At 55.6% G+C, this 25,751-nt stretch carries 25 protein-coding genes; 11 read left to right on the forward strand and 14 right to left on the reverse strand.

The features are described 5' to 3' along the window. Positions 1–169: 169 nt before the first annotated feature. The 5 genes from mch to NQU42_RS05555 all read right to left on the reverse strand — a co-directional run bounded on the left by mch (position 170) and on the right by NQU42_RS05555 (position 6,225). Positions 170–1,132 carry a methenyltetrahydromethanopterin cyclohydrolase gene (mch, locus tag NQU42_RS05535; RefSeq protein ID WP_366070165.1) on the reverse strand — a complete coding sequence of 321 codons (963 nt, stop codon included), beginning with the start codon at positions 1,130–1,132 and terminating at the stop codon, positions 170–172. A 121-nt stretch (positions 1,133–1,253) separates the two neighbouring features. Beyond that, positions 1,254–1,958 (reverse strand): TIGR00266 family protein, encoded by a 705-nt coding sequence (locus NQU42_RS05540; protein ID WP_296609732.1) that lies wholly within the window; start codon positions 1,956–1,958, stop codon positions 1,254–1,256. A 106-nt stretch (positions 1,959–2,064) separates the two neighbouring features. After that, positions 2,065–3,909: an amylo-alpha-1,6-glucosidase gene (locus NQU42_RS05545; protein WP_296609733.1), complete on the reverse strand. Its 1,845-nt coding sequence runs from the start codon at positions 3,907–3,909 to the stop codon at positions 2,065–2,067. A 29-nt stretch (positions 3,910–3,938) separates the two neighbouring features. Continuing rightward, the gene (locus NQU42_RS05550; RefSeq protein ID WP_296609735.1) at positions 3,939–5,414 is read right to left on the reverse strand and encodes a glycoside hydrolase family 57 protein; all 1,476 of its coding nucleotides are present in this window, start codon (positions 5,412–5,414) and stop codon (positions 3,939–3,941) included. A gap of 211 nt (positions 5,415–5,625) precedes the next feature. Further along, positions 5,626–6,225, reverse strand: coding sequence for a hypothetical protein (locus NQU42_RS05555; protein ID WP_296609737.1), 600 nt, complete (start codon positions 6,223–6,225; stop codon positions 5,626–5,628). Between the two features lie 401 nt (positions 6,226–6,626). On the opposite strand from NQU42_RS05555, the gene larC reads away from it, so the two are divergent. From larC to NQU42_RS05580, 5 genes are all read left to right on the forward strand, one after another. Further along, positions 6,627–7,805 carry a nickel pincer cofactor biosynthesis protein LarC gene (gene larC, locus NQU42_RS05560; protein ID WP_296609739.1) on the forward strand — a complete coding sequence of 393 codons (1,179 nt, stop codon included), beginning with the start codon at positions 6,627–6,629 and terminating at the stop codon, positions 7,803–7,805. Between the two features lie 22 nt (positions 7,806–7,827). Further along, positions 7,828–9,087: a glutamate-1-semialdehyde 2,1-aminomutase gene (gene hemL / locus NQU42_RS05565; protein WP_296609742.1), complete on the forward strand. Its 1,260-nt coding sequence runs from the start codon at positions 7,828–7,830 to the stop codon at positions 9,085–9,087. Beyond that, the gene (hemC, locus tag NQU42_RS05570) at positions 9,084–9,989 is read left to right on the forward strand and encodes a hydroxymethylbilane synthase (protein ID WP_366070171.1); all 906 of its coding nucleotides are present in this window, start codon (positions 9,084–9,086) and stop codon (positions 9,987–9,989) included. Before hemL ends, hemC begins: the two co-directional genes overlap by 4 nt. Beyond that, complete coding sequence (cobA, locus tag NQU42_RS05575; protein ID WP_296609743.1) at positions 9,979–11,454, forward strand: uroporphyrinogen-III C-methyltransferase; 1,476 nt, start codon at positions 9,979–9,981, stop codon at positions 11,452–11,454. Before hemC ends, cobA begins: the two co-directional genes overlap by 11 nt. Before the next feature lie 92 nt (positions 11,455–11,546). After that, positions 11,547–12,644, forward strand: coding sequence for a radical SAM protein (locus NQU42_RS05580; protein WP_296609745.1), 1,098 nt, complete (start codon positions 11,547–11,549; stop codon positions 12,642–12,644). A gap of 153 nt (positions 12,645–12,797) precedes the next feature. On the opposite strand, the gene NQU42_RS05585 is transcribed toward NQU42_RS05580, so the two are convergent. Next, positions 12,798–13,205 carry a UPF0146 family protein gene (locus tag NQU42_RS05585; RefSeq protein ID WP_296609746.1) on the reverse strand — a complete coding sequence of 136 codons (408 nt, stop codon included), beginning with the start codon at positions 13,203–13,205 and terminating at the stop codon, positions 12,798–12,800. Next, the gene (locus NQU42_RS05590; RefSeq protein WP_296609747.1) at positions 13,206–13,994 is read right to left on the reverse strand and encodes a sulfide-dependent adenosine diphosphate thiazole synthase; all 789 of its coding nucleotides are present in this window, start codon (positions 13,992–13,994) and stop codon (positions 13,206–13,208) included. A 149-nt stretch (positions 13,995–14,143) separates the two neighbouring features. Between NQU42_RS05590 and dph5 the strand changes: the two genes are divergently transcribed. Genes dph5 through mptN form a run of 3 tightly spaced genes read left to right on the forward strand, consistent with a single transcriptional unit; the run spans position 14,144 to position 16,344 of the window. Further along, complete coding sequence (gene dph5, locus NQU42_RS05595; protein ID WP_296609749.1) at positions 14,144–14,941, forward strand: diphthine synthase; 798 nt, start codon at positions 14,144–14,146, stop codon at positions 14,939–14,941. A 36-nt stretch (positions 14,942–14,977) separates the two neighbouring features. Beyond that, entirely contained in the window at positions 14,978–15,469 is a 492-nt protein-coding gene (locus NQU42_RS05600; protein WP_296609750.1) for a hypothetical protein, read from the forward strand. Further along, entirely contained in the window at positions 15,466–16,344 is an 879-nt protein-coding gene (gene mptN, locus NQU42_RS05605; RefSeq protein ID WP_296609752.1) for a tetrahydromethanopterin:alpha-L-glutamate ligase, read from the forward strand. The genes NQU42_RS05600 and mptN overlap by 4 nt, the downstream gene beginning before the upstream one ends. A 202-nt stretch (positions 16,345–16,546) precedes the next feature. Here mptN and NQU42_RS05610 read toward each other — a convergent pair whose 3' ends face one another. Next, positions 16,547–17,383 (reverse strand): DUF63 family protein, encoded by an 837-nt coding sequence (locus NQU42_RS05610; protein WP_296609753.1) that lies wholly within the window; start codon positions 17,381–17,383, stop codon positions 16,547–16,549. A gap of 55 nt (positions 17,384–17,438) precedes the next feature. Next, positions 17,439–18,176 (reverse strand): dihydromethanopterin reductase (acceptor), encoded by a 738-nt coding sequence (locus NQU42_RS05615; protein WP_296609755.1) that lies wholly within the window; start codon positions 18,174–18,176, stop codon positions 17,439–17,441. Between the two features lie 86 nt (positions 18,177–18,262). On the opposite strand from NQU42_RS05615, the gene NQU42_RS05620 reads away from it, so the two are divergent. After that, complete coding sequence (locus NQU42_RS05620; RefSeq protein WP_296609756.1) at positions 18,263–18,655, forward strand: Mut7-C RNAse domain-containing protein; 393 nt, start codon at positions 18,263–18,265, stop codon at positions 18,653–18,655. Here the strand turns inward: NQU42_RS05620 and NQU42_RS05625 are convergent. After that, complete coding sequence (locus tag NQU42_RS05625; RefSeq protein WP_366070173.1) at positions 18,636–19,367, reverse strand: transglutaminase-like domain-containing protein; 732 nt, start codon at positions 19,365–19,367, stop codon at positions 18,636–18,638. The two genes, NQU42_RS05620 and NQU42_RS05625, sit on opposite strands and share 20 nt — an antisense overlap. Positions 19,368–19,573: 206 nt before the next feature. Between NQU42_RS05625 and xseB the strand changes: the two genes are divergently transcribed. Together xseB and NQU42_RS05635 are read left to right on the forward strand one after the other, a co-directional pair. Beyond that, a complete protein-coding gene (gene xseB, locus NQU42_RS05630) occupies positions 19,574–19,780 on the forward strand; it encodes an exodeoxyribonuclease VII small subunit (RefSeq protein ID WP_366070174.1) in 207 nt (68 codons plus the stop codon). 38 nt (positions 19,781–19,818) lie between these two features. After that, the gene (locus NQU42_RS05635) at positions 19,819–20,724 is read left to right on the forward strand and encodes a lysylphosphatidylglycerol synthase transmembrane domain-containing protein (protein ID WP_296609758.1); all 906 of its coding nucleotides are present in this window, start codon (positions 19,819–19,821) and stop codon (positions 20,722–20,724) included. Positions 20,725–20,779: 55 nt separating this feature from the next. On the opposite strand, the gene NQU42_RS05640 is transcribed toward NQU42_RS05635, so the two are convergent. The 4 genes from NQU42_RS05640 to NQU42_RS05655 are packed head-to-tail and all read right to left on the reverse strand — an operon-like array spanning position 20,780 to position 25,486. Then, the gene (locus NQU42_RS05640; RefSeq protein WP_296609760.1) at positions 20,780–21,715 is read right to left on the reverse strand and encodes a DUF4931 domain-containing protein; all 936 of its coding nucleotides are present in this window, start codon (positions 21,713–21,715) and stop codon (positions 20,780–20,782) included. A 14-nt stretch (positions 21,716–21,729) separates the two neighbouring features. Then, entirely contained in the window at positions 21,730–22,947 is a 1,218-nt protein-coding gene (locus tag NQU42_RS05645; protein ID WP_296609761.1) for a glycosyltransferase family 4 protein, read from the reverse strand. Beyond that, a complete protein-coding gene (locus NQU42_RS05650) occupies positions 22,947–24,731 on the reverse strand; it encodes a glycogen synthase (RefSeq protein WP_296609763.1) in 1,785 nt (594 codons plus the stop codon). The genes NQU42_RS05645 and NQU42_RS05650 overlap by 1 nt, the downstream gene beginning before the upstream one ends. A gap of 8 nt (positions 24,732–24,739) precedes the next feature. Further along, positions 24,740–25,486, reverse strand: coding sequence for an ATPase domain-containing protein (locus NQU42_RS05655; RefSeq protein WP_296609765.1), 747 nt, complete (start codon positions 25,484–25,486; stop codon positions 24,740–24,742). Positions 25,487–25,751 lie beyond the last annotated feature (265 nt).

Here is a 25,751-nt window from a genome sequence, read left to right on the forward strand (position 1 = left end):
CCATCTCTCTAGACCACCATTCTACCCTTTCATAGAGCTGTTCAGGCCTGCAACACAGCCGCCGATGTCTCCGGTTTTTCATTAGAGGCTGCTGTTTCAAAGCACCTGGATCCCAAACGATTCCATGCCTGAAACATGGCGATCCTATTCAGTACATAGTCGAGCTGTTTCAAAGCACCTGGATCCCAAACGATTCCATGAGAACATCATGGTTCAGCTTACCGCTAGTGATGGTTGTTCTCGATCTCAGCTCGTTCATCACCACCCTCGCAGGAGCGAAGATGTTGTGGTCGACCTTGAAGAAGTCGAAACCAGCGGCTTTGAATGCGCTGTAAAATGGCACGCCATAATCCCTGGAAGCAGAGGATGGCATCTTTCTGACGTAATCTTTGAGCTCATCCAGGTTCTCGTACTCGAGGGTGTAGTAAGTGTCACCACCGTAGATTATGGCATCGTTAGACGCGCCCATGCACATCGTGGCATCGCCGGCCACCGGCGCGATTGGAGCCACGCCCCAGCCGCTTTTTATCTTTGTTATATCGAACCCCATGGAGAAGAGCTTGTGCATTCCTGTCTCGACTATCCTGGCCGAGACCTGGACCATGCCTGCTACAGAATCTGTCGGGGCAACAGCGATTCTCAGGTCTGAGGGCTCTATTCCGCACATCTCAGCTATCCGGGCGGCGACAGCAGCATCCGGGATGCTGCTGGACTCCAGCACAACCGCCCCGACGTCTGAGTATTCCTCGAACCCGATCCTCTCGTATAGCTCCTTCGTCTTCCTGGCAAGAGCCCTTGCGGGTCCACTGCCCATAGCGAAGTACTTATCGACCTTGATCCGCCACATCGCGCACTGCGACCCCATGCAGGATACTGCAGGATGGTCTGTGGTGACCTGTATTCCTGGAACCGATATACCTTTCAGATCATAGGGCACGATCTGAATGTCGGCCAGGTCCGCCATGCATATCCTGCTGATGAATATGCCTGCCCAGAGGCCGCCGGGCGCCTTCACACCCGCGTCTATAACAACCGCGCCGTTATCCAGCTCTATAACATCGACTCTGAGATCATCTGCCAGATCCAGCATCTCCTCGAAGACCTCAAAGCCCATCTCGTTTATGCTCATCAAACATAATCACCTTTTCCGACCGAGGAGTGCGAGATTGGATATAAACAAATCGTCCAGGAGATCAGGTCGCTCATAGCCGCTCCTCAAACCGGTGACGAGCTGTCTACGTTAATATCTCAATTCAGTCGTTGTTTCTGTTCGAGCTGACCCCTCTCCCCTGCAGGATGCGATCTGCCAGCCTGGATAGCGGAAGGCTCTGCAAGTACACCTTCCCGGGCCCTGTGAGCCGCGCCAGGAACAGACCTTCACCGCCGAAGAGGGCGTTTCTGACCCCGCCAACGAAGCGTATATCGTAATCCACGTCCCTCGAGAAGGCGACAAGGCAGCCGGTATCGACATTTACCGCCTCTCCCTCCCCCAGATATCTGCTCATGAGAGCGCCTCCGGCATGGATGAACACCTGCCCACCGCCCTTCAGTCTTTGAAGGATGAAACCCTCGCCGCCGAAGAAGCCAGCACCAAGACGCTTCGTGAACGCCACCTCTATCTCCACACCGCTCTCAGCGCACAGGAACGCTCCCCTCTGGCAGAGCAGCTGGCCGCCGAGCTCATCAAGGTCCAGTGGCAGTATCTTTCCGGGAAAGGGCGCAGAGAAGGCCACTTTTCTGACTTCGTCAGAGCGGTTGGTGAAGCTTGTTATGAATAAACCATCTCCGGCCAGCGATCTCTTTAACCCCTTTATGATGCCCCCGGTGGATGCGCTCATCTCGATCCCATCATCCATGAAGAGCATAGCGCCCGTCTCGGATCTGATGCTCTCGCCAGGAGCCAGCTGGACCTCCAGGACCTGGAGATCGTCCCCAAGAATGCTGTATCTGAGTCCCATCTCAAGACCTCATATGTGATGATGCTCTCGGGAGTGCTGTTATATCTATTATAATGGCGGTCCAGCTCAGCCGGATGGACTCCACGATGCATTTCGCCCATATTCCTCAGCATCGCCTCTCGATTCCGTTTTTCGCCTCGAGAAACGCGCGTATCACCTCGGCCACAGACCATGCCTGTGATATGCATCCACCCGGCCTGTGCGGCGGATCTCCATCGTATACCTCTGCAATGGTTCCCATGCCGTAGCGCTGCTCCTCAAGGAGCGGCCTGAGGAGGGAGATCGCGTGCATCCTGCTCCTTTTGCTGTACCTGTTTGCCCTGAGGTATGCAGTTATGTACGGCCCGATAAGCCAGGGCCAGACGGTGCCCTGGTGATATGCGCGATCCCTCTCTCTGGGATTTCCCTCGTAACGCCCGATGTATGCCGGATCCCTGGGTGACAAGGTTCTGAGACCGTAGGGTGTGAGAAGCTCCTCCGTCGCATTTCTCACAACCATGCGCGTCCGATCCAGCGATAAAAGCCCGCGGGAGAACGCAACGGCTATCACCTGATTCGGTCTCACCGACCCATCATATGGATCCACTGTATCGTAAAGATAACCTGCAGGGTTCCAGAACCGTCTGAACGAACGCCTGACGCGCTCTGCCAGGCCCCCCCATCTCCACTCCATGCCCGTCGCCCCGCTGATCTCCTCCAGCGATCTCAGAGCCTCGTACCAGAGCGCGTTCACCTCAACGCACTTTCCAGCCCTGGGAGTAACGCACAGGCCATCGACTCTCGCATCCATCCAGGTTGCGCCCGCCGAGGAAGCTATGAGAAAGTCGGAGTCCATATGTCCGACAGGTGTTTTGGTGGTGTAGCATTCTATGATATTCATTAGAACCGGCCAGAGCTCTCTGATAAATGATTGATCTGATGTGAATCTGAAGTATTCGCAGACGGCTCTTATGAAGAGAAGCGATGCGTCCACGGTGTTGTAAGAGCCTGCTCCGAGATCGTTTGGAACGAGGCCATCACGCACGTGCTCTGAGAACGTCCGGAGAACAGCCCTGGCATCATCAAACCTGCCTGTGCAGAGGAGCAGGCCGGGGAGGGCGATCATGGCATCCCTGCCCCAGTCGTCGAACCAGTGGTAGCCAGCGATTATGCTCATGCCGCTGCCGCGACGGACCAGAAAGCTGTCCGCAGCGATGGCAAGCGATCTGATCTCCTCAGGAAGCAGGGAGATGATCATGCGGCGCCGATTAATTTCACATTCCAGCATCGAGTCGTTCGCCTCAACCATCCCAGTGGATGCGGTGATGCTCAGATCAAGCTCGTTCTCTACATCCGCCTCAAACCATCCCGGACAGAGGAGATCTTCAACAAAGCCAAGCCCGCGCGCCCTCTCTGCCTCGTACTCGAAGTTGTGGTACCACATCTCATCTCTCACGTATCTTGCGCGATCGGAGCTGAGGTAGAGATCGCATCTCGATCTCAGAAGAGTCCCTCTCTCCATCGCTTCCTGGCGCATCTCAGGCCTGCCCGAGACTGCGTGGAAGCATCTCGATGTGACAAGAGGCATGATCCTGATATGAGAGTCCCCGGATATGTGGTACCTGATAACAGTCGTGTTCTCCCCCTGGATCATGAAGATCTGCTTTGCGACCTCTACGTCGTTCACCCTGTACAGATATGTGGGCACTGGCTCTGCTTTGAATGATATGAGATACCTGAACCCCTGCGGATGTACCACACCTGGATACTGATGGTTCGCCAGCTCGATACCGTTGACGGTCTCATCAAGAGAGGAGAGAAGAAGCCATCTGTCCACCGGCGGACTCAGAGATGCGATCAGAAGACCATGGTATGCCCTGGTGTTCGCCCCGATGGATGTGGATGATGCATATCCGCCTATTCCATTGGTCACAATCCATTCCCTGGATATTCCATCGCTGTAGGGGATCATGGCCCCACCTGCTGAAGAATCTCTTCCAATCACTTTTTTGTGGTCGCTCTCTTTATTCTCCTCTTGAAAGCATCCAGCAGAGCTCTCCTGAGGTCCTCGCCCTTCAGCCTGGATGCTTTTCTGAGCTCTCTCGCTAGACGCTCGTCCCCCAGGCTCAGGGATGCCCAGGTGGCAAAGCTTCCGAGGGAGGCGTGATGCTCAAGAGCATCAGCATCTGCTCTGCTGAGCAGGCTCACCATCCCCTGACTGCTCCAGGCGGTGCCGAGCTCAGCGCCATCCCTTGTGGAAAACAAAAAAGGATGATCTGCCATGTCGAGGATCTCTGACAGGCGACGGTGAAGGTCTGAGAGCACGCTGAAGTAGGTCACAGCCGCATCATACGGATTTCCGTACGGGCTGAAGTAGCTGTGCACCTCTCCCGGGCCGCCTCCGTGGGTGAATATGTAGTAGAGGTGATCGCTCAGGCCGAGAAGCCTCCATATCCTGAGCACCTCATCCCCCGCCTCTCGCGAAGGGCCCTGGAGCTTCTGTAGGTATGTGTAGCACGCCCACTGGAGGGCGTTTCCGAGCCAGCAGCTTGTGTCCCTCTCCAGATCAGCCCAGGACCTGGCGCTCCTGACGCTCACAGTGCGCGATGGCTCTACCATATCAACGATCTCCGCTGGTGTGGAGAATCTCAGATTCTTCCATTTCAGGATCTCTCCCGGCAGGTACCTCAGAAACTCGAATATCCCCGTCTCGGGCCAGTGGTGCTCCCCGAAGGTCTCGTAGTCCATGAAGAGGTTTATGCATCGTCCAGGGGTTGCTGCGAGCCAGGCTGCGTACTTGTCCGCTGTGAGCGGGAACTCCTCCCAGTTTCTCGAAGAGAATCTGAACCCTATGTCATCGGTCAGCTGATAGTTCCTGAGAAGCAGAGAGATCTTCTCGCACCCAGCGGGCCTGTAAACCTGGTTCGGGTCCGCGATGACGCCCTCTGCAAATATCCCCCTGTAGCCCATCTGCTCAGCCATAGCCGCGATCTCATCGTTGTAGATCAGCTCGGTGTTCTCGAATACGGATGGTCGCACGCCGAAGAGATCCCACATGAGCTCTCTGTGCATCCTCACCTGCTCGCAGAACTCATCTCTGTCGAAGAGGCTCGTGAGCGAATGGTAGTAGGTCTGATCGAGCAGCTCCACTTTGCCGGTATCCACCAGCTCGATGAACGTGTCCAGGACATCTGGCCTGTATCTTCTGCACTGCTCCACGAACACCCCGGAGAGGCTATATGCGACCTTGAACGGACGGTCTGTATCAGAGAAGCGTTTTATGAGATCTAGTATGATCCTGTTTGCAGGAAGGTAGCACTTCTTTGACACCCTCTCGAATATGCTCCGGTTCTCTTTATCATCGAAGTAGAAATCATAATGCGGACTGGACCTTCGGAAGATGCTGCCCGACCAGAAGAAATCCTTCTTGAGCCTGAACGGCTGATGGACCTCGAAGCAGATGGAGATCTCTGTCATATGATTGAAGATCTGCTGTTTATGGATATACTGCTTTGCCCTCGGATCAACTCATGGTAATTCGCATAACCCCTGTCGTGCTTTCATGGTACGGAATCAACTGAGATCTTTTGAGGAGCATCATCGTAAAAACATGCCTGCTTTCATCCTTCCGGCATATTTTCTTATGCTGCATGCATCGTTACATTGCCATTGATGAAGCATCTCTCACCTACACAGTCCCCGAATTATTTGATACCCCTGGACCCGAGATGATGTGGAACGAATCCATCAGCCAATCGAACTCTGTTTTATTCATTCCAGGAGCGATATCCAGAATGGGCTGTGTTCCAAGCACAAAAAATGTCGTGCCGTATCCGTTTCGTTCGTCGATACAGAAAATCGCAATACTGGTGTATTCTTTTGTAACATCCTCAGTATGGTGCATCACTAGCGCTTCGTAGCCATCTATTCTGCGTGAGTACAAGTCGGCGGATGATGCAATGGTTACACCTCCCATATCTTCCAGCTCAGCTTGAAGCAGGGATCTGTTTACTTTAAAAGGGGCCTCGTACTGTCTTACGATAATCACGTTGCCATCATTGAAGTGATCTCCACACCACGGAATGATTTCCATGTCATTGATTAGGCCCACATATCTCGTGTAGTTTGTCCTGGTTATCTCATCAAAATCGACAAGAGGACCCACTGTTACCAGAACTGGATCGATCCTGGTTGAATTGATGCCAATGATTTCAAAAGATATCTGGTAAGGACCGAGATAGCATGTAATACCTTCAGAAACCCCCACCAGGAGAAAGATCAGCAGCATAGAGCATATCTTACTCAATTAAGCACACCTCGTCTCTATCCTTTAACCATTACAATGTCGTCCCATCCCCCTGTGGTGGCAGATATTATGTGAACGCTCCCAGCCCTGACGGGCGGAGCTTCTAGGCTTACCGCCAGAGACTGCGTTCTCAGTCTCATGCTGTATGTGATAGATCCCCAGTCGGCACTTCCGCTCTTCTTAGATATCTTGAAGTGGAACTGGTCGTCATGATGTAATATAGGTATCGCATAGGTATCGCTCCGAAGGGGGCTTCGCTCACATCCTCAGGGGGTCTTCCCGCTTCGCCCTCACCACTCCCAAAGATATCAATCACGCTTCTGTTGCCACAACTTTTATGAAACATCAGATGATTTTCAGATAAAAATTCGCAGGATTCAGACATGAGAGCACTTCTCTTCGATCCATACTGCGGCGCCTCGGGCGACATGATACTAGGGGCGCTCTTGGACCTGGGCGCGGAATTCGATGCTGTCCGATCTGCTGTGGAGTCTGTCGGATGCGGGCTTGAGGTGAACGAGAGCAGGTTCGACCACATCAGAGCTCTCAGGGTCAAGGTCATCTCAGATAAATCGTTTCGATCGCTGGGTGAGGCCATGGATATACTGAAAGCATCGACGCTCTCATCGCGAGCTCTCGAAAGAGCACTGAGGATTCTGGATATCATGGCATCAGCAGAATCAAAAGTTCATGGTGTCGATAAAGAGGACACGCGCTTCCACGAGATGGGATCAATGGATGCGCTGGCCGATATCGCTGGATCCTCTGCCGCAATGGATTCCCTCAATGTGGAGAGAACCATCTCGATCGCGCCCTCGGTCGGAGGCGGGATCACGGATACATCTCACGGGATGCTCCCGGTTCCCGCGCCCGCGACCCTGGAGATACTCCGCACCCACAGGATACCGTGGCGCGGAGGTCCTGTCTCACATGAGCTTCTCACACCAACAGGGGCTGCGATACTTGCAGCATCAGTCGATGAGTTTCTGGAACACCACCCTGAGGTTGTAACGGAGCGCATAGGTTACGGCGCCGGCTCCAGGGAGATAGGCATGCCGAATCTGCTTAGAGCGATTCTAGGGGAGATCCCGAGCCACATGAGACATGATCGCGTGGTACAGATAGAGACCAATGTGGATGATGTCACGGGAGAGATACTTGGAAGTCTCATTGAGAGGCTCATGAAAGAGGGGGCTCTCGATGTAGCAGTTGTGCCGGCTGTCATGAAGAAGGGCAGGAGCGGAAGCCTGATCTCGATCATCTCAAGGGAGGATGATGCACAGAGGCTCTCCGCGGTTCTGATGAGGGAGACGGGCAGCCTCGGGGTCAGGGTATTCCCAGTGCTTCACAGACTGATCGCGGAGCGGAGGACTGATAGCGTTGAAATCATGGGGAGGTCGGTACCTGTGAAGATCGGGTCCATCGGAGAGGAGATCATAAGCGTGAAGCCGGAGCACGATGTCTGCAGGCGGATCGCCGAGGATCTCGGCATCCCCATTAAAGATATCATCAGGATCGCATCCGAGAAGGGATGGAGGATCGCAGGTCGCAAGATTGATTAGGTCACATGGAAGCGCTGATACCATGAATCTCAACTCCTCCAGAAGCCTCTACGAGCGCGCGAAGAGGCTCATGCCCGGCGGCGTCAGCAGCCCGGTCAGGGCGATAAGGCCGTATCCGTTCTATGTTAGAAGAGCCGAGGGGCCTTACCTCTGGGACGAGGACGGCAACAGGTTCATCGACTACTGTCTAGCATACGGCCCGATGATTCTCGGGCACAGAAACCCGGAAGTGATGATAAGGGTCATTGAGCAGCTGGGGCGTGGATGGCTCTACGGCACGCCGACAGCTCTAGAGGTCGAGCTCGCGGAGCGCATAATCTCTCATTATCCATCCATTGAGATGATCAGGTTCGTGAGCACCGGCTCAGAGGCGACGATGGCAGCCCTGAGAATCGCTCGCGGCTTCACGGGAAAAGATAAGATCGTGAAGATCGAGGGCGGATTCCACGGCGCTCACGACTCTGTTCTTGTTAAAGCGGGATCCGGAGCCACGACGATCGGCGTTCCAGACTCGAAGGGCGTGCCATCAGATACTGCAAAGAACACCGTACTGGTCCCGTACAACGATCTCCAGGCGATGGAGAGGGTGTTGGAAAAAGATGATGTGGCTGCTGTGATAATGGAGCCGGTTCTGGGCAACATAGGGCCTGTGCTCCCCGTGGACGGCTACCTCGAGGGTGTGAGAAGGTTAACACAGGAGCATGACGCCCTTCTGATATTTGACGAGGTCATAACAGGATTCAGGCTCGCGCTTGGCGGTGCGCAGAGCTACTACGGTGTCAGGGCTGATATCACAACACTCGGGAAGATAATTGGAGGGGGATTCCCGATAGGTGCTGTCGGTGGGCGTCGGGAGATCATGGAGAACGTTGCCCCACAGGGCGGAATCTATCAGGCCGGGACATTCAACGGATCTCCGGTATCCATGGCCGCTGGCCTGGCAACCCTGGATCTGCTTGAGAGAGGTGTTCTCGATAAAATCAACGAGATGGGGTCGTATCTCAGAAAAGGCCTCTCAGATATCGTTGAGGATTTGAATCTGGGGTACAGCGTATCAGGCATAGCCTCGATGTTCAAGATCTTCTTCGGCCCGCTTCCGAAGAACTACTCGGATGCGCTGAGGTGTGATAAAGATGGGTACCTGAGATTCTTCTGGAGGATGCTCGAGGCCGGAATATTCCTCACGCCCAGCCAGTACGAGACCGATTTCATATCAGCATCTCATGATAAAGAGATCATCGATAAAACACTGGAGGCGTTCAAGCTATACCTCAAAGCCTGAGAGTTGGGACACGCGGCAGCCCCCTGGCGCTGCGGCAGACGGAGATTGCTGTTGAGCGCCTGAGAGAGCACGGCGCAAACCCCGAGATCGTGACTGTAAGGACCAGCGGAGATCTCTTTCTCGACAGACCTCTGCACATGATCTCCGGGCAGGGATTGTTCGTTAGGGAGATAGATGAGCGGATGCTCTCGGGCAAGATCGATCTCGCGGTGCACAGCATGAAGGACCTGCCCAGCAAGCGCCCTGAGAGGCTCAGAATAGCCGCGATCCTGAAGAGGGACTCGCCATGCGATATTTTGCTCACCAGAGATGGCTCCAGCCTTGAGGATCTCAGAAGCGGAGCTGTCATCGGCACATCAAGCATGAGAAGGGCGGCGCAGCTCAGACGGGCCAGGCCAGATCTGGTCGTCAGAAGCCTGCGCGGGAACCTCCAGACCAGGCTCAGGAAGCTGCACGCGGGAGAGTACGACGGCATTGTCATAGCTGAGGCAGGTGTCCAGCGGATGGGATACGACCTCAGCTACAGTGTGCTCGATCCTGGGATGTTCGTGCCATCCCCGAACCAGGGGACGATAGCCGTCGTCTCCATCGTGGGTACTGAGGGCGACGCGCTGGCGAGCCTGATAGATCACATGCCATCGAGAGAGGAGACGATGGTTGAGCGAAGGATAATGGAGGTCGTGGGGGGAGGATGCCTCGTGCCGATGGCGGTATTTGCGCGCCATCTTGGGGAGAGGATACATGTCACGGCGGAGATCCTCTCTAGGGACGGGGAGAGATTTGTGAGGCTGGAGGATACGGTCCCCAGGAACGATCTGGAGAGCGCTGAGATGATCGGGAGGCGCCTCCTGGAGATGGGCGGTGACGAACTGGTGAGGGAGGCTGTACAGATTGAGCGGTGATGTCGGAAAGGTGTATCTGGTTGGCGCAGGACCGGGCGATCCGGAGCTGATAACCATCAAGGGCCTCAGGCTGCTCAGGGAGGCTGATGTCGTCCTGCACGACCGGCTTCTGAACGATGAGCTTTTAAGGGATCTTAAGGCTGAGATCATCGACGTCGGCAAGGCCCCTGGAAGGCACAAGCTCTCGCAGGAGGAGATCAACGAGCTTCTCATCAAGAAAGCCCGGGAGGGGAAGGTCGTGGTGAGGCTCAAGGGCGGAGATCCGTATCTCTTCGGCCGCGGGGGGGAGGAGGCTCTCGCTCTCAGGGAGGCAGGCATACCCTTTGAGGTCGTGCCTGGTGTGACATCGGCGATAGCTGCTCCGGCGCTCGCCGGCATACCGGTGACTCATCGTGGGATATCGACAGCCCTCACGGTCGTCACGGGACATGAGGAGCCTGGCAAGGAGAAGGAGCTCGACTGGCACGCCCTGGCGAGAGTCGGGGGCACGCTGGTGGTGCTCATGGGCGTGGGCAGGATCAGGGAGAACACATCGCTGCTTATTGATGGTGGTTTGAGCCCTCAGACGCCCGCGGCACTGATAGAGCGCGGGAGCTGGCCTGATCAGAGGTGTGTGAGGGGGGCTCTGGGAGACATAGCGGAGCGCGCATCATCATCTGGTGTAAAACCGCCAGCGGTCCTCGTTGTGGGGGATGTGGTCAAACTGGAGAAACATCTCGGCAGGAGAAGAATCGCGATTCTCCGCGCTGAAAGCCAGCTGGATGAGTCTGTGAGGCTTGCGGAGAGGTATGGTTTTATTCCCGTCGCGGCTCCATCGATCTCCCTCAGAGCTCTGGAGCTCCCCCCTGACGTAAAGGAGAGGATAGAGAGAGCGGAGTGCGTGGTCTTCACGAGCTCGAACGGTGTGGAGATCATCTCGAGGAGATCCGAACTCCTGGAGCTGATCCGCAGGAAGCGCATCGCTGCAATAGGCCCGAAGACGGCGCAGGCCCTCTCAGCTAAGGGCATGAATGTCGATATTCTCCCGGATGAGTACAGCTCTGCAGGTCTCGTAGAGGCTCTCAGAGGTCTCAAAAGGGTGCTGCTCCTGAGGAGCGCCCAGGGGTCGCCTGCGCTGCTCGAGGGGTTGATCTCATCAGGAGCTGAGGTCGATGATGTGCCCGTCTATGAGGTTAAAGGATCTGAGGACAGCAGGCTGGACGATCTAATAAGAAAAGCGGAGCTCATAGATGTCTTCGCGTTCACCAGCGGGTCGACCGTCAGATATCTGATGAGAAGAGCAGATGAGCTCGGGATGGAGGATCATCTCAGGAGAGCCCTCGACTCCGGGCTTGTTGTGGCAATAGGACCTCCGACGGCTGCGGTGCTCAGGGAGCTCGGAGTGAGGGTCGATGTTATACCTGAGAAATATACGTTCGAGGGCATGCTTGAAGCGGCGAGAAGGGAGAGCGGGGTGAGATCCTGATAATAATCTCGAAGATTCTTGCGGACAGAGCGACTGTCTGGGATGCGATCAGGGCCGCGGATCGGCCATGCGAGAGCCTGCCCCCTGATCTTGTGAGGTTCTCAGCGGAATCAAGACCTGTTGTGATATGGAACCTGACCCGCAGATGCAACCTGAGATGCGCTCACTGCTACATAGATGCAAGCGATGAGATGCTGGATGAGCTCTCGCTCGAAGATGGGATAAAGCTGATAGATGAGCTATCCGCTCTCAAAATCCCGATGCTCATACTCACAGGCGGCGAGCCGCTCATGAGCCGGAACTTCTGGGCGTACGCGTTTCACGCCAAAGAGAGGGGTCTGAGATGTGCGATATCGACAAACGGCACTCTGATAACGCCGGAGGTCGCTGTGCTGCTCAGAGAGGCTGGCATAAGATACGTGGGCGTGAGCCTCGACTCGTCATCGCCCGAGGTGCACGATCGGTTCAGGGGCGTCCAGGGCGCGCATTCCAGGGCGGTTCAGGGGCTGATCAACGCAAGGGATGCGGGACTTAAGACAGGTCTGAGGGTAACGCTCACAAGGGAGAACTGGTATGACATTCCTGCGCTGCTGAAGCTCGCTCTTGATCTCAGGATCCCCAGGTTCTGCATGTACCATCTAGTGCCTACAGGCCGGGGAAGAGGCATTGCTGAAAGGGATGTCACGCCAGAGCAGAGGAGATCTGTGATACGCCTTCTGATGGAGGCCGCGGTGGAGCTGAGCGACAGGGAGATCGAGATACTGACGACGGACTCGCCGATAGATGGAGCATACCTGCTGGAAATGCTGAAGGGCGATCCGGAGAGGCTGGAGAGGGCGAGGATGCTGCTGACGAACGCTGGCGGGTGCAGCGCTGGCTCCAAGGTCGCAAACATCTCGCCGAGAGGCGACGTTCATCCATGCCAGTTCATGCCTCAGATTGTCGCGGGCAATGTGAGGGAGAGATCCTTCAGGGATATCTGGACAGACAATCCTTCACAGGAGCTACTTCTCATCAGAGACTCGAGAAAGCACCTCAAAGGGGCATGCGGGAACTGCAGCTACAACGATCTCTGCGGTGGATGCAGGCAGAAGGCGTTCTACTACAGAGGCGATCTCCTGGATGAGGATCCTACGTGCATGCTCGAGCGGGTGGAAGCCATAGATATCCTAGATCCGCCTGGACGCTGACCGCTTGCCTATTTGCATATGTGTAATGCCATGACGCGGGAGGCTGTGGCTTTCATCATGTCTCTGCTACGGTAAACCACCTGGATGAGCCCAAGCAAAATCGATAGCTTCTCTAAACAGCGTACTGAGATCTACAGCGATCCTAGATCCCACTCACCGCCCCTCACGCCTCGCCCTGCGATTTCTGTAAAGATAGAACCTTGCCTCCCCCATGCATACAAGCTCCCTCGAGAACCCCTCCAGATCCGCGATCTCATCATCCAGAGGTCTTATCAGGACGTCAGCGCCGATGCGAAGGGCGAGATCGCCCATCGCGATCTGCACCTCAAGCGGAGGGCGTATCGAATAGAGCAGTGAAGCGCCTCGATAAAGCTCCTCTCTTGGATTGAAGATGTCGTCGCACACCGTCACGACTCCATCGATGCTCACAGGGCGTATGTCTGTGGCGATGAGACCGGGAATACGTTTGGCAACATCCCCGCAGTGACCTATCCCGATCTCGATGATTTTTCCCCTGTAATGTGAGAGTATGAACCCCGCTATCTCCTGTGCGCCCCTCACTCACTCCACCGACTGCGCGAGCTTTTCCAGCGCGATCGACGCTGCCTTCTCGCCGGAGAGCAGCATGCCCCCGAAGATCGGCCCCATTCTCGGGCCTGCTGCGACTGTTGTCGCGGCCATGCCCGCAACTATGAGCCCTGGATAGACCTCCCGGGTGGCATCGACGACGATCTTCTCCCCGAGCTCGGCCCACATCGGCTTCTCCCCGATCACCCCTGACTCTCCGACGATCGCTCCAGGGATCTTCTTCTGCACGACCCTGCAGACCGCAGCATCATGCCCCGTGCCGTCTATCACCACCCGCGCCCTGATCGCGAGGGGGTCGACATGTATGCCGGCCATCTCCGCAGCGGTCCAGTTTATGACCAGCCCGACGATCCTGTCGTCATCGCGGATCATGACATCCTCGACCGATACGAGATTTATCAGCTCTGCGCCTGCATCTATCGCGCCTGCGGTCAGCTTCGCCACGACCTCTATCGATTCCGCAACGTAGTACCCCTCTTCGAACTCGCGGTACCAGATGCTGTACTCGTCCAGGATCCTGCACGCCTCCTTCTGCACAACGATCCTGGGGAACATCATGCCGCCGCCCCAGAGGCCACCCCCAACGGAGAGCCGCTTCTCGAACAGCACGACCCTAACATCAGCCTCTGCGAGCCGCTTCGCAGCGACTAGATTCGCAGGACCCGCTCCGACCAGAGCCACATCGACATCTGTGCACTTGAGAAAGCTCTCGAGATAGCTCTCGACTATCGCCCTTGTGATCTTAACCTCGTCCAAAGCCATGTTGCTTTGCGTTGTGCCAGCTGTGATAAATATATTCCCCGCCTGCGACGGGAAAGATGAGGGGATGGAACCACAGCGGGCGCAAACTACCATTGTGTGAGCAGCAGCGGATACGGAATATTTAAACCTCATGCTGCGCAGTAGCATTCATGCTCTTCTTTGTGGGCCTCGGGCTTTACGACGAGCGGGACATCTCCTTGAAGGGCCTTGAGATAGTGAGATCAGCCGATGCGGTGTACGCAGAGTTTTACACATCCAGGCTTATGGGCACATCCATAGATAGACTGGAGAGGCTTTACGGTCGCAAGATGAAGATCCTCTCAAGACCCGAGATCGAGGGCGAGCCTGAGTGGATCGAGGAGGCCAGGGAAAGGAACGTTGCGCTGCTGGTTGCAGGGGACCCTATGATCTCCACAACCCATCTGGATCTGCGGCTCAGAGCGATCGAGATGGGCATCGATACGAGGGTGATACACGCATCGAACATCGCATCTGCAGCTCCTGGGATAACAGGGCTGCAGAACTACAGGTTCGGCAGGTCTGCCACTGTGCCGTTCCCTCATACCGTGAGGGGAAAGCGCATACTCTCATCAACACCATATGATGCTGTTAAGGACAACCTGAGCAGAGATCTGCACACGCTTCTCTACCTCGACATCCAGGACGGGAGGTTCATGAGCATAAACGAGGCCGCAGATATACTGATCGAGGTCTCAGATGGGAGAGGAGATGATGGTTTCGCGTCACATCTCGCGGTCGGCATCGCGAGGGCCGGCTCAGAGGATATGTGCGTCAGAGCCGGCGCGCTTTCAGATCTGAGGAGATACAGCTTCGGCCCGCCCCTCCACGTGCTGGTCATCCCCGGCAGGCTGCACTTCATGGAGGCGAAGGCGCTCAGGATCCTGGCAGGCGCCGCGGAAGAGCTGCTATCGGGATATGAGCTTTGAGGTGGTGATATGAAGCTTCATATAATTATGGCTCTAATGATATGCATTCTTTTAGCTGCACACTCACTCGGGATGGAGACGACCATAGTCTACTCTGGCAGTGTTGTGCCGCTCGATCAGCAGGCAGTCGATGTCAACGGGATATGGAGCGTGAGCCTGAACGACACCATGATAACAGCGGCCATCAACCAGACGGGCCGTGAGATCACAGGTAGCTGCAGATCAGACGCCTGGAGCGGCGTGATCTCAGGCATGGTCTCCGGAGATCAGATGAATATGGCTGTTGCAGCTCTCCAGGGAGACTTTCTGATATCGATATACATGAGCGGCAAGGTCGCAGGAGAGGTAGTGAACGGGGAGTTTGTCAGAACGGACAGCAGCGGGATCAGCGACTCAGGATCGTTCATCGCGAGAAGGGTGAGCTCTGATACGTCAGGATACGCATCATCGAAGCGGGTTGTGATCAACAGAACCGAGTACAGGGTCTCAGGACCTGTCAGCGGGATTCTCGGAATGAACCAGATATGAAATCCGTTGGGATCGTGGTCTCGAACCCGGAAGACTGGACCGCGAGGGCGATATCCAGGGGCCTGGCAGAGCTCGGCGTCTCTGCGGTGATGATGGAGATCTCGGAGCTCGCTGTTGAGATAGGGGCAGATCTGAGCTTCAGAAGAGGAGAGGCGGATCTTCTCGATCTCGATACGCTCATAATCAGGGACATGGGGAGGGGCGCGCCGCAGGATGTTGCGTTCAGGTTCGAGACGCTCAGGTCGCTTGCGGATCTGGGAGTGACTGTGATCAATCCTCCTGAGGCGATTGTCAGGGCAGCGAACAAGTTCGCGACATCTATGGCGCTCAGGCGCGCTGGTGTTCCCACACCCAGGACGGTTGTGACATCGAGCTACGATGAGGCTTTGAGGACTGTGGAGAGCATGGGACGCGCGGTCTGCAAGCCGCTCTTCGGGTACAAGGGAAGGGATATAGAGCTACTTTGTCCGGAGGATGCTGACCTCCTAAAGGATCTTCTGATCAGAAGAGGCGCCATCTACCTGCAGGAGTTTGTGGACACGCCGGAGAAGAGAGATATACGGGCGTTCGTAGTCGGAGATGTGGTTGCAGGCGCCATCTACAGGGTTGCACCTCCAGGCGAATGGATAAGCAACCTCGCGAGAGGTGGGAGGGCTGAGAGGTGCGAGATCACCAGCGAGATAAAAAGGATCGCGGTTGATGCGAACAGGGCGGTCGGGACCGTATACAGCGGAGTCGACATACTCGAATCAGAGGAGGGAATGATGGTCATCGAGGTCAACGGGACACCGTCTGGAAAAGGGATATACTCAGCGCTCGGCGTGGATGTGGGAAGAATGATCGCGGAGCTCGCAATTCGAGCATCTATGCGCTGAGTTCACCAGTTCTGCCGTTTATTGATGCTCTTTTTCGTCAGGGAGAGCTCTGACAATTCATCCAGGGATCGATACCATCCCCAACTAGGCAGCGTCCCGAATTTTCTGTAATTTGACTGGTAAGGATGAATATGGGTCATCTGTCCCCTAATAATGAAAAAACGGAGACAGGACCTCCAACGACCCGCCGGATAGAGGGTCATCATATCCCGAGCGTCATTCGCAGGGTGTTCCTGGTGGCAGGTGCGAGCCCGAGGACCAGCAGCGTCAGAACAAGAATGCCCCACATATCCCTGTCATCCCTGAGAGAATCGTCAAGAATGGCGAGCAGCGGCAGAAGAACGATCAGCTTTACGGGATACATCACTGCTGCACTTCCAAATAGGTGTATGAGCAGGGTGGGGACGACGTGCTTCTCCTCATAGCCCAGCCAGTCGACCCCGATGTATGTGGAGCTAGCGTCGAGCATGTGAGAGAGGATGACGGAGAGCGCGCATCCGTTGTTCGGGATAGAAAGCCTGTCAGGCAGGATGCGTGATAAGAGGAATACACAGCCGGTGATCGATGAGCCCAGAGCGACGACAGCCAGTGGCACCCATGCATGCTCCACTCCTCCTCTCAAGAGCGCAAACAGATTCAGTAGGCTCCACAAAATCCCGATCGCAGAGTAAAGCCTGTAGCCACCTGTGAGCCCTCTGGATATGAAAAGCGCGATTGCAGTGAGGAATGCCACAAGGAAGTAGATCAGGGGAGTTATCAGGAGGTAGCTGATCGGCGGACCTATCAGCTCTGCATCCTCAACGACGCGGAGCGAGGAGCCTGCGATTATGTATGGCGCGGTGGCGAGTATGAACCTCCCGTCGAACTCGATACCGTACCTCCTGAATGTCCTGTGGATGAGAAGTACGAAAACGCCCAGGATGATCGCCCATGTCAATGTGTTCACTGGGTTGTAGCCGGTGTCGTTGATTATCGGCTCCACGTAGTATCTCTGTATAAAGTCAGCAAGAACACCCATTTCAGCATCTGGTGTGCTCATCTGCTCCCCTCAAATTCGAAGGTCTTCATCACGCATCTGATGCCCGCTAAAAGCATCACCCGGATCTCTCCATCTCAATATTCCTGTTGGCCAGTGTACCTTCAACAGCCTCTGGTATCTCCTCAGGCGACTCCAGGACCATGTAGCCCCTCTCCCTGAGGATTTCGATGTTCCTCAGATCTATGCTTCTACGTCTGACGTTCATTCTCACGGCATCTATTGCATTACTGCTGCAGAGAGGCAGACACGTGCCGCAGCCATTGCAGCGCATCAGGTCTATGGTGCGGATCTCATCTCCAGATATCGCACCGCTCGGGCATGCTGTCTGCGGAGGACAGATCTCGCACGCCCTGCACATATCCCTGTTAACAGCATAAGGCGCTCTGGTCATCGCCTCCCTCACATCAGTCGGCAGTATGATTACAGGCACATCCGCCTTCTCAGCGAGCGCGGCCGCATTTGTGACGATTGTATCTGCGATCCCGCATGCGATCTTCGCCACTGTATTCGACGTAGCTGGCGCGATCAGGAGCAGGTCATACCTTCCGAGCATGAGCCTTCCTGTCATCGGGAAGCTCCTGCCTGACTCGCTCTCCATGAAGATCTCCTCCAGATAGCCACCTCCGGAGATCTCACGGAGGCTCTCGAGCAGTCCGTACATGCGCAGGACCTCCTCTCCAGCTCTCGAGACGAATGTGCATACCTTGTTCCGGGCTGCGACCTCGCGCATCGCCCGCACGCTCTCAGCCAGGTACTGACCGCCGCCGGTTATTCCCCACGCTACCCGTCTCATCCGGAGAATGGTTGATCCAGATGGCTATATATCTGGTGCAGGAAGTTACATCGTGTGTTTGAGGAGGTCTCCCCACGGCTGAGTTTGTGGTGGACCACATGCTGATGCGCCTTGGAAGATGGCTCAGGCTGGCAGGTCACGATGTGGAGAACCCCAGGTCGATGAGCGATAGAGATCTCATCGCGCAGGCAGGGAAGCGGAGAACACTCGTAACACGCGACAGGTCGCTGGCAGAGCTTTGTGAGAGAGCTGGGGTGAGATGCATTCTCATCAGATCCTCTCAGCTCGATGAGCAGCTGCGAGAGGTGCAGGAGAGGGGCATCAACCTCGGCCTCAACCCGGAGAGGTGCACCATCTGCAACGGCGAGCTTATCGATATGGAGAATGGGAGATGGATGTGCTCAGAGTGCGGAAAGATCTACTGGCAGGGGTCTCACTGGCGGGGGATCGAGGCGCGCCTCAGATCCCTGGGCTCTTAGGACGGTAACCACCGGAGATCTCCTTGGAGTTGATGTACTCTGAGAGGCGCATCTCGCCAGGCGCTATCGACCACATGTGGTTGCGGTTGAAGCAGAGCTGTGGCTCATACCGATCCCTGCTTTCCGGCTCCGTGAACGGATCTGCGGGAGGCAGCCTCTGCGGGACCGAGTTCAGTGTGCTCTCAAGCAGGCACCAGGTACCGCTCTCGTTCTGGTAGACCACCCAGCAGTGCCCATATTTTGTGCTGCCTGTGACCACAGTCCCTATCACAACCCTGACGCAGTGCTCGCTTATCCCGCTGGCGAGCAGCAGCGTTGCGAGCAGGAATGATGAGTCCTCACAGTCTCCCCTGCGCAGGGTGAGGGTCTCTGCAGGAAAGAGCCAGAAGTCTGGCATGCCAAATGCCTTTTTATCAGAGACGTACTCGATATTCTCAGCCACATACCTCCAGACCTTCCAGGCCCGCTCATCGAAAGTCCCTGCAGCCCTGGATGCCGGAAGATCTATCTCCTTCAGGGCGAGCTTGATGACCTCGCTGTCCGGGTACGATATCCACTCCCTGATATCTGTCGGGATGAAGACGTTCTCGTTCCCCAGAACAACCCTCTTGCTCCAGACTATTGTATCCCTGACGATCGTATCGCCAGACCAGTTGTATCTCAGAGCTACCCCCTCCAGAGAAACTAGTTCATTGATTATATTTAAATTTATCTACTGTAATGATCTTTGCTGCAAGGGAAATCCTCGAAGGACGAACAGATTTATAGTAATCCTTGACTATATCCGTCAGTATCCAGCGCAGTTACAAAAAAACACCATCGATGCGAGGGGCCTCCTGCCAGACGCCACCAGGGCGGATGGCTGCTTTGAGAGATGTGATGCTGCCTGGAATGTGAAAATGTCGGGGCGTGGTTGCGATATCGGAGCAATCTCTTGAGAGCGCTCTGGATGAGCTGGAGGAGATCGTCAGGGAGCTTGAGTCCGGCAGGCTCTCGCTCGACGAGAGCCTGGAGCTATTCGAGCGAGGCGTCCGGCTCGTGAGGATCTGCAGCTCTAAAATAGAGGGGGCAGAGCGCAGAATAGAATCGATCACAGGCGTGATACCTGAGGACCTGCTCGAATGAAATCCTGAATATCCAGCTCTGAGTAGACCAGCGATGAGATGAATCTCAAAAAAGTCATACGGCTCGCGTTCGGCCTGCTGCTTGTAGCCTTCCTGCTCTACAGGTTCGGCCCTGCCGAGGTGGCGCAGGTGATCCTCTCAGCAGGGCCCGAGTATGTGGTCATGGCAGTCTCAGTCTATGCCATCACATTCATCATCCTCTCAACCAGATGGAGGCTGATACTTAAAGACATGGGCGAGAATTTATCCCCGCTCTCCGCATACCGGGCTTTCGCAGGCGGGATGATACTCTCAGACATTACACCCGCCAGGATCGGGGAGTTCTCGCGGCCTCTTCTTGTGCGTGACGAGATCAAGATAGGCATCGGTCTCGCATCTGTAGTGCTCGACAGGCTCTCTGATATCCTCACGATGCTCATCCTCGGAGCATGCGGACTGGCAATCTTTTTCCGTGATAGAGCGGAATTGATAGCAGTTCCGCTGATGCTCGCGATCGTGGCTATGGTCTCTGCTGCGATCCTGCATAGCAGAGGAGCTATCATCGAGAGGCTGAGAAGATCAGATCGCCTGGCGCCGATCGCCCTCTTTTTTGATTCCATCAGCGCCGTGAATGATATCGGTGCGGTGATGACCAGATCCGTCCTCCTGACAGTCATCGCGTGGATCACACACGCTTTGAGGGTGTACCTCCTCGCGATCTCAGTAAACCAGGAGCCATCATTTCAAATGCTCTTCCTGCTCCTGCCGCTCGTCAGCGCTCTCTCGCTGATACCCTTGAGCATCTCCGGCCTGGGGCTGGTCGAGGGCGGCCTGGCAGCGCTGCTAGCATCCCAGGGGATCCCGGCATCCGCTGGCCTCTCGATAGCGTTCATGGACAGGATTGTGACGGTCGCGTTCCACATCATCGCAGGCTGGGGCGCAGCCTCGAGGGTGCTGTGGTATTGAGCCCAAAACTACGGCGTCGTGATGTCTTTTCTGGCAGGTTAGCAGACGCTTCGCATCAGGAGACGGACCTGAGCTCTGAGGCTGCCTGCTCAGGCGGAACCGGGTTTATGTGGATTCCTGTGTTCTTCTCGAAGCCCGCGATCTTTGTGACTGCCGGCTGGATTCGAATGTTCAGGTGGTACCCGGATCTCATCTGGAATATCATGTAGTTGTACGGCGGGTCGTTCAGAAGCGCAGAGAGGCGGTGGAGAGCCCCCTTAAGAGCTATGCCAAGATCCTCAAGCATCGATTCGTCGAGCTCCAGAAGATTGCTGATGTGCTTGAATGGGAGGAGCCACATCTCATAGGGGGTCTGAGAGTAGAACGGCGCTATGCATGCCCAGTCCCCTTTTGTGAATATCAGCCTCTCCGATCTCGCCTCCCTCTCGACGATGTTGCAGTAGGGGCATGCAGGCATCGATGATATCGCAGAGAGCTCACGCATCATCTGTGGGGGGACCAGAGGAAGCGCTATCAGCTGTGTGTGCGTATGGCTCAGAGACGCACCGGCCTCTCGACCCCAGTTCTTGAAGATCGAGACGTATGCAGATCCACGCTGCATGTGATATCTGTATCTTTCAGCGTAGACCTTGACCATTCTCGAGATCGTTTCCTGATCGAATGTGGCAGGGCTGCTCTCATGTTCGGGAGATTCGATTATGACCTCGTGCCCTCCCCTGGCGGGCATCGCCACCCACTCTCCTGTGGGCGCGTCCGGAGCCTGAACCATCGCAGGGTACATGTTGGGGATACATCTCGCCCACCATCCCCTGATCCGCGTCTCGCCATCCGCAAACACGCCATCGTCCCTGTAGACCGCAACTGCCCTCGGAGTCATCTCCTCGTTTCCTGGGCAGAAGGGACACTCCTTTGAGACACGCTGCTCCCTCGCCCGGATGAAATCTGTAGGACGCCTGGCCCTTTCCTTCGCTATGACGCAGTACTCCTCCAAAAAGTAATGTCGCCTCAGCTCCGGGATGCTATGACCTCCTCGTATATCTTCAACGTCTTCTCAGCTGCCTTTCGCCATGTGAACATCTCCAGGACGCGCTCCCGCGCGTTCCTTCCCCAATTCCTCAGACGATCTGGATCTTCAAGAGCGAGATTTACTCCCCAGGCGATATCGTTCGGATCCCGGGCGTTGACATGCACACCCGTAGGCTTCTCCGCCGACGGGTTCACGACGATCTCCCTGAGACCGCTTGTGCCGCTGGCCCCCACAACACAGGGGCGCTCCATCGCGGCAGCCTCGAGCGCCACTATCCCGAACGGCTCGTAGATGCTCGGGAAGATGCACAGATCCGCGAGGGCGTAATGATACGCCTTCTCCTGTGGGGAGAGGAAGCGATCCACGAGCACAACCCCGCCGAGACGCTCTGCCTCGGATCTCACATCCCCTCTCAGGGATCCGTCTCCAACCACGAGAAGCTTCGCCTCCGGATGATCCCTGCGTATTATGGGCATGGCGCTGAGAAGCTGGGACACGCCCTTGACAGGCTCAAGCCTTCCCAGGAATAAAAGGATTTTATCGGATTCCTTTAAACCGTAGCTCTCCCTCAGTATCTGGAGCCTTTCTGGCTTCACAGATGCCGGATCGAAGAGCTTAACATCGACGCCGTGGTGGCATACTCTTATCTTCTCCGCTGGAACTCCGAGCCCCTCCAGCTCGGCCTTCATCGCCTCCGATACCGTGAGCACAAGGTCCGCCAGCTTCGCGCCCTTCATCTCAAGCGAGACCAGCTGCGGATTCGGATGCCCTGAGCGCCCGATCTCGGTGCAGTGGACGTGGTATATCACCGGCATGCTTTGACGCAGCGCCATTCCTGCGGGAAGCGCGAGCCAGTCGTGTGCAACACAGAGATCAAATGGACCGGAGTCCCTCACACGGGCTGCAGCCAGCTGGTTGTAGCTCAGGAGGCTGTTCAGGAAGTCCAGACCCGAACCCCATGAGAGGGTCTCTTTTGAATAGAAGATCTCTAGAGCATCGCCAAGGGGGAGAGGGATCTCCCTGAACGCCGTCACTCCCTTCTTCGTCTCCTTTCTCTTCAGATCCGGCCTGCCCATTGTGAACACTGAGACCTTATGCCCTATCGAGGCTATCTCTCTGGATATCGAATCGACATAGACACCGAGGCCGCCATAGACCAGAGGCGGGTACTCTGTGCTCAGGTATGCTATATTCATCACACCACCAGATTTCTGTAATACTCCATGACAGGCTCCTTCCAGTCCATGTACTTTGCAAGGGCAAACGACTCCTCGCACAGTAGCCTGTACTCGATCTGATCTGCAACATGGCTCCAGGTGAAGTAATCCAGCGCCATGGCGTAATCGAGCACGGTCTCGTTGTACGTCTGCTCTATGTTATCGACCACGACAACCCCGCCCATGCCTGTCGTCAGCCTCTTTATCTTCTTCAGAGCATCGCTGAAGCCGCAGGCTCTGCTGACTATGCTCGGCGTCCCCTCCCTTCCGGCCTCGAGGCCTGTGAGCAGGAAGGGCTCGTACTGTGATGGGAACACACCTGCAACACAGCCCGCCATGATCTCGTCAGACCTCATGTTCAGCCCGCCGTCATCAGGCCCGACCCATTGAGGATACAGGATCGCAGAGACTATGCGGTTTCCTGAGACGAGCCTCCACGGCTCCAGCCCCTTCTCCTGTATCATCTTGTAGAGCCTGTTCTCCTCCCAGACGAGTATCTCCGGGGTCAGGTTGATCGGAAAACCCTTTGGGAGCTTGTCCTTCTGCTTCGGGCCGTGAGCAGCTATGAGGAAGCAGGCCACTCGAAGCTTCTCGGCAAACCTCTGCTTCATCGCCCTGTGCTTGAGCAGATGATCGTGGAGGACGAGCGCATCAAGGAGCTGCGGGTAGCCCTTGTTCTCGATCTCTATCCTCGATATGGTGAATATGGGGATTATGTTCTCAGGGTCGATCTTCTCCCCGCCGTAGAGGTCGTAGAGCGTATCTGAGAGGAACTTCTGTATCCTGGCTCTGCAGCGGTTCTTCTTATCCCAGTCTATGTAGTCCTGCTCCACCTCTATCCCGTTTCTTATGACGATGCCCTTGAGGTCGTGGAAGAGCATCGCCTCCTTCATCGTGGAGTCGCCGACGAAGGTCACGACATCCGCATATCTCGCCAGGCCTTCTAGTGCCGCCATCGAGATGGGGGTGTTCGGAGGCCAACGCTTCTCGCCCTTGGCGATCATCTCCAGGGATCTGTGGCCCGCTGCCCTTCCAGTGACGGTGGCATGGAGCGTCGCCATCGTGCGGACGGGCTGGCCGAGAGCCTTGAGTCGCGCAAGAGCGTAGAAGACGCCGAACTCATGGCAGTGCAGCGATATCCTTATCTTTGGAAGCACAGAGCGGGCGAACTCTGAGACTGCCTTGTCAGCGTATTTCTCTGCAGGCTCCTCAGCCATCGACTTCAATACCCGAACAAGCTCTGATATCGCATAGGAAAGGCAGAGGTAGTGTGTGTACTCTGGACCGTTGCTCAGGCGCTCGTACTTGAGCGAGTCCAGCCCCACAAGCCTCCACGCCTCCTCCTTTATCGCGTTTGTGAGCGTCATCTCTCTGGCGTCCCTGCGAACTATGCAGCTGTCGTAGTAATGCGTGTCGAAGAGTATGTACCCGACAGGAACGTCGTTGTACGTCATCTGGCCTGATACGGACTTTATACCCAGAGATTCAAGCCGCTCCAGAGCAGTCTTTATCTCGCTGCCCATGCTCAGCGGCTCAAGTCCGGATACGTCCGTCACCCTCATCTTTCCCCTGTTCCAGTCTGCTCCTGCAGTCGGGAAGTACGGGCCTGCGACCAGGATCCTCAGATCGTCCTCGATCTCGCCGCTGCCTACAAGTTTAGCAAGTGTCCTGGCCTCTGCATCTATGACGTTCCATATTCCGCCCATCTTGTTTGAGACCGGACCCGCCTCCTCTCCTGCGATCACGATCCATCTCTGTATCATGATATCCCTCACGGATAGGGCGATAGGCCCGATACCGCCATGCCCTCGTCCGAGATATCGAGAACCCTTATGCTGTTCGATATCTTCGAGCCCCGCATCTTCATAACATAAATGAAACGCACAAGTGCGTTGCCGATTCTGTCCCTTCCGAGCATCGTGCACGAATCAGCGCCGTACTCCAGTATCTGGTTCATGCCGAATGCGGTGCCTATCGTTATGACTGACGTCGCCTTTGTGGCTCTCAGACTCGAGAATAGATCATCTGCCAGCGATCTTATCTTGAAGGGTGCCTGAACTGCATAGAAGAACGCCATGAGGTCGTCGACAAACACCCTCTGCGGGTTCTCCTCCTTCACCTTCCGCTCGACCAGCTTTCTGAAGTTTATGAGAAACTCGACAGGATCAAGGTCTATGCTTTTCTGGAGCCTGAGCACAGGATCTGTGACATCGACGATGACCAGCTTTTTCTCCTCTTCCAGCTTCCAGAGATCCCAGTTGAACGAGGAGTACATCTCCCTCTTGAGGGACTCCGCATTCTCAGAGGGGGTTATTATCATCCCCTTGTCACCTATCTTGATGCCCTCATATATGAACTGGGTTGCGAAGACCGTCTTTCCCGTACCTGAGCCACCGGTGACGGTATTGACCGTCCCTTTGTTGAAGCCGCCATTCACCAGCTCATCGAAGCCTGGTATGCCTGACCTGACTTTTGTATATTTTTTGGCGCTAACCGCCTCAACATCACGCGTATCCACAGTAACTCCTCCTTTACATTCTCAGGGTCTGTAGTACTTAGTTTTTCCGGTAGGACCTGTCCGAATAAGATAAAAGCAAGAGCTGAGTATAGTGTTACTTCAATGAAATTTAAAGAGGTGATGCCGGATGACATCCACATCTTTGATTTCTGTGTTATCCAGCATACCCCTATTCAGCAGGAATAAGGTGCCTTTAGAAATTAAGCTTTTCGCGATAGCGACCTACCTGGTCTCATCCAGTGTGAGGAGGACAGCGTCAGTTCTT

It is taken from the genome of Methanothrix sp. (genome assembly GCF_024518575.1).
In the GTDB taxonomy this organism is placed as follows: domain Archaea; phylum Halobacteriota; class Methanosarcinia; order Methanotrichales; family Methanotrichaceae; genus Methanothrix_B.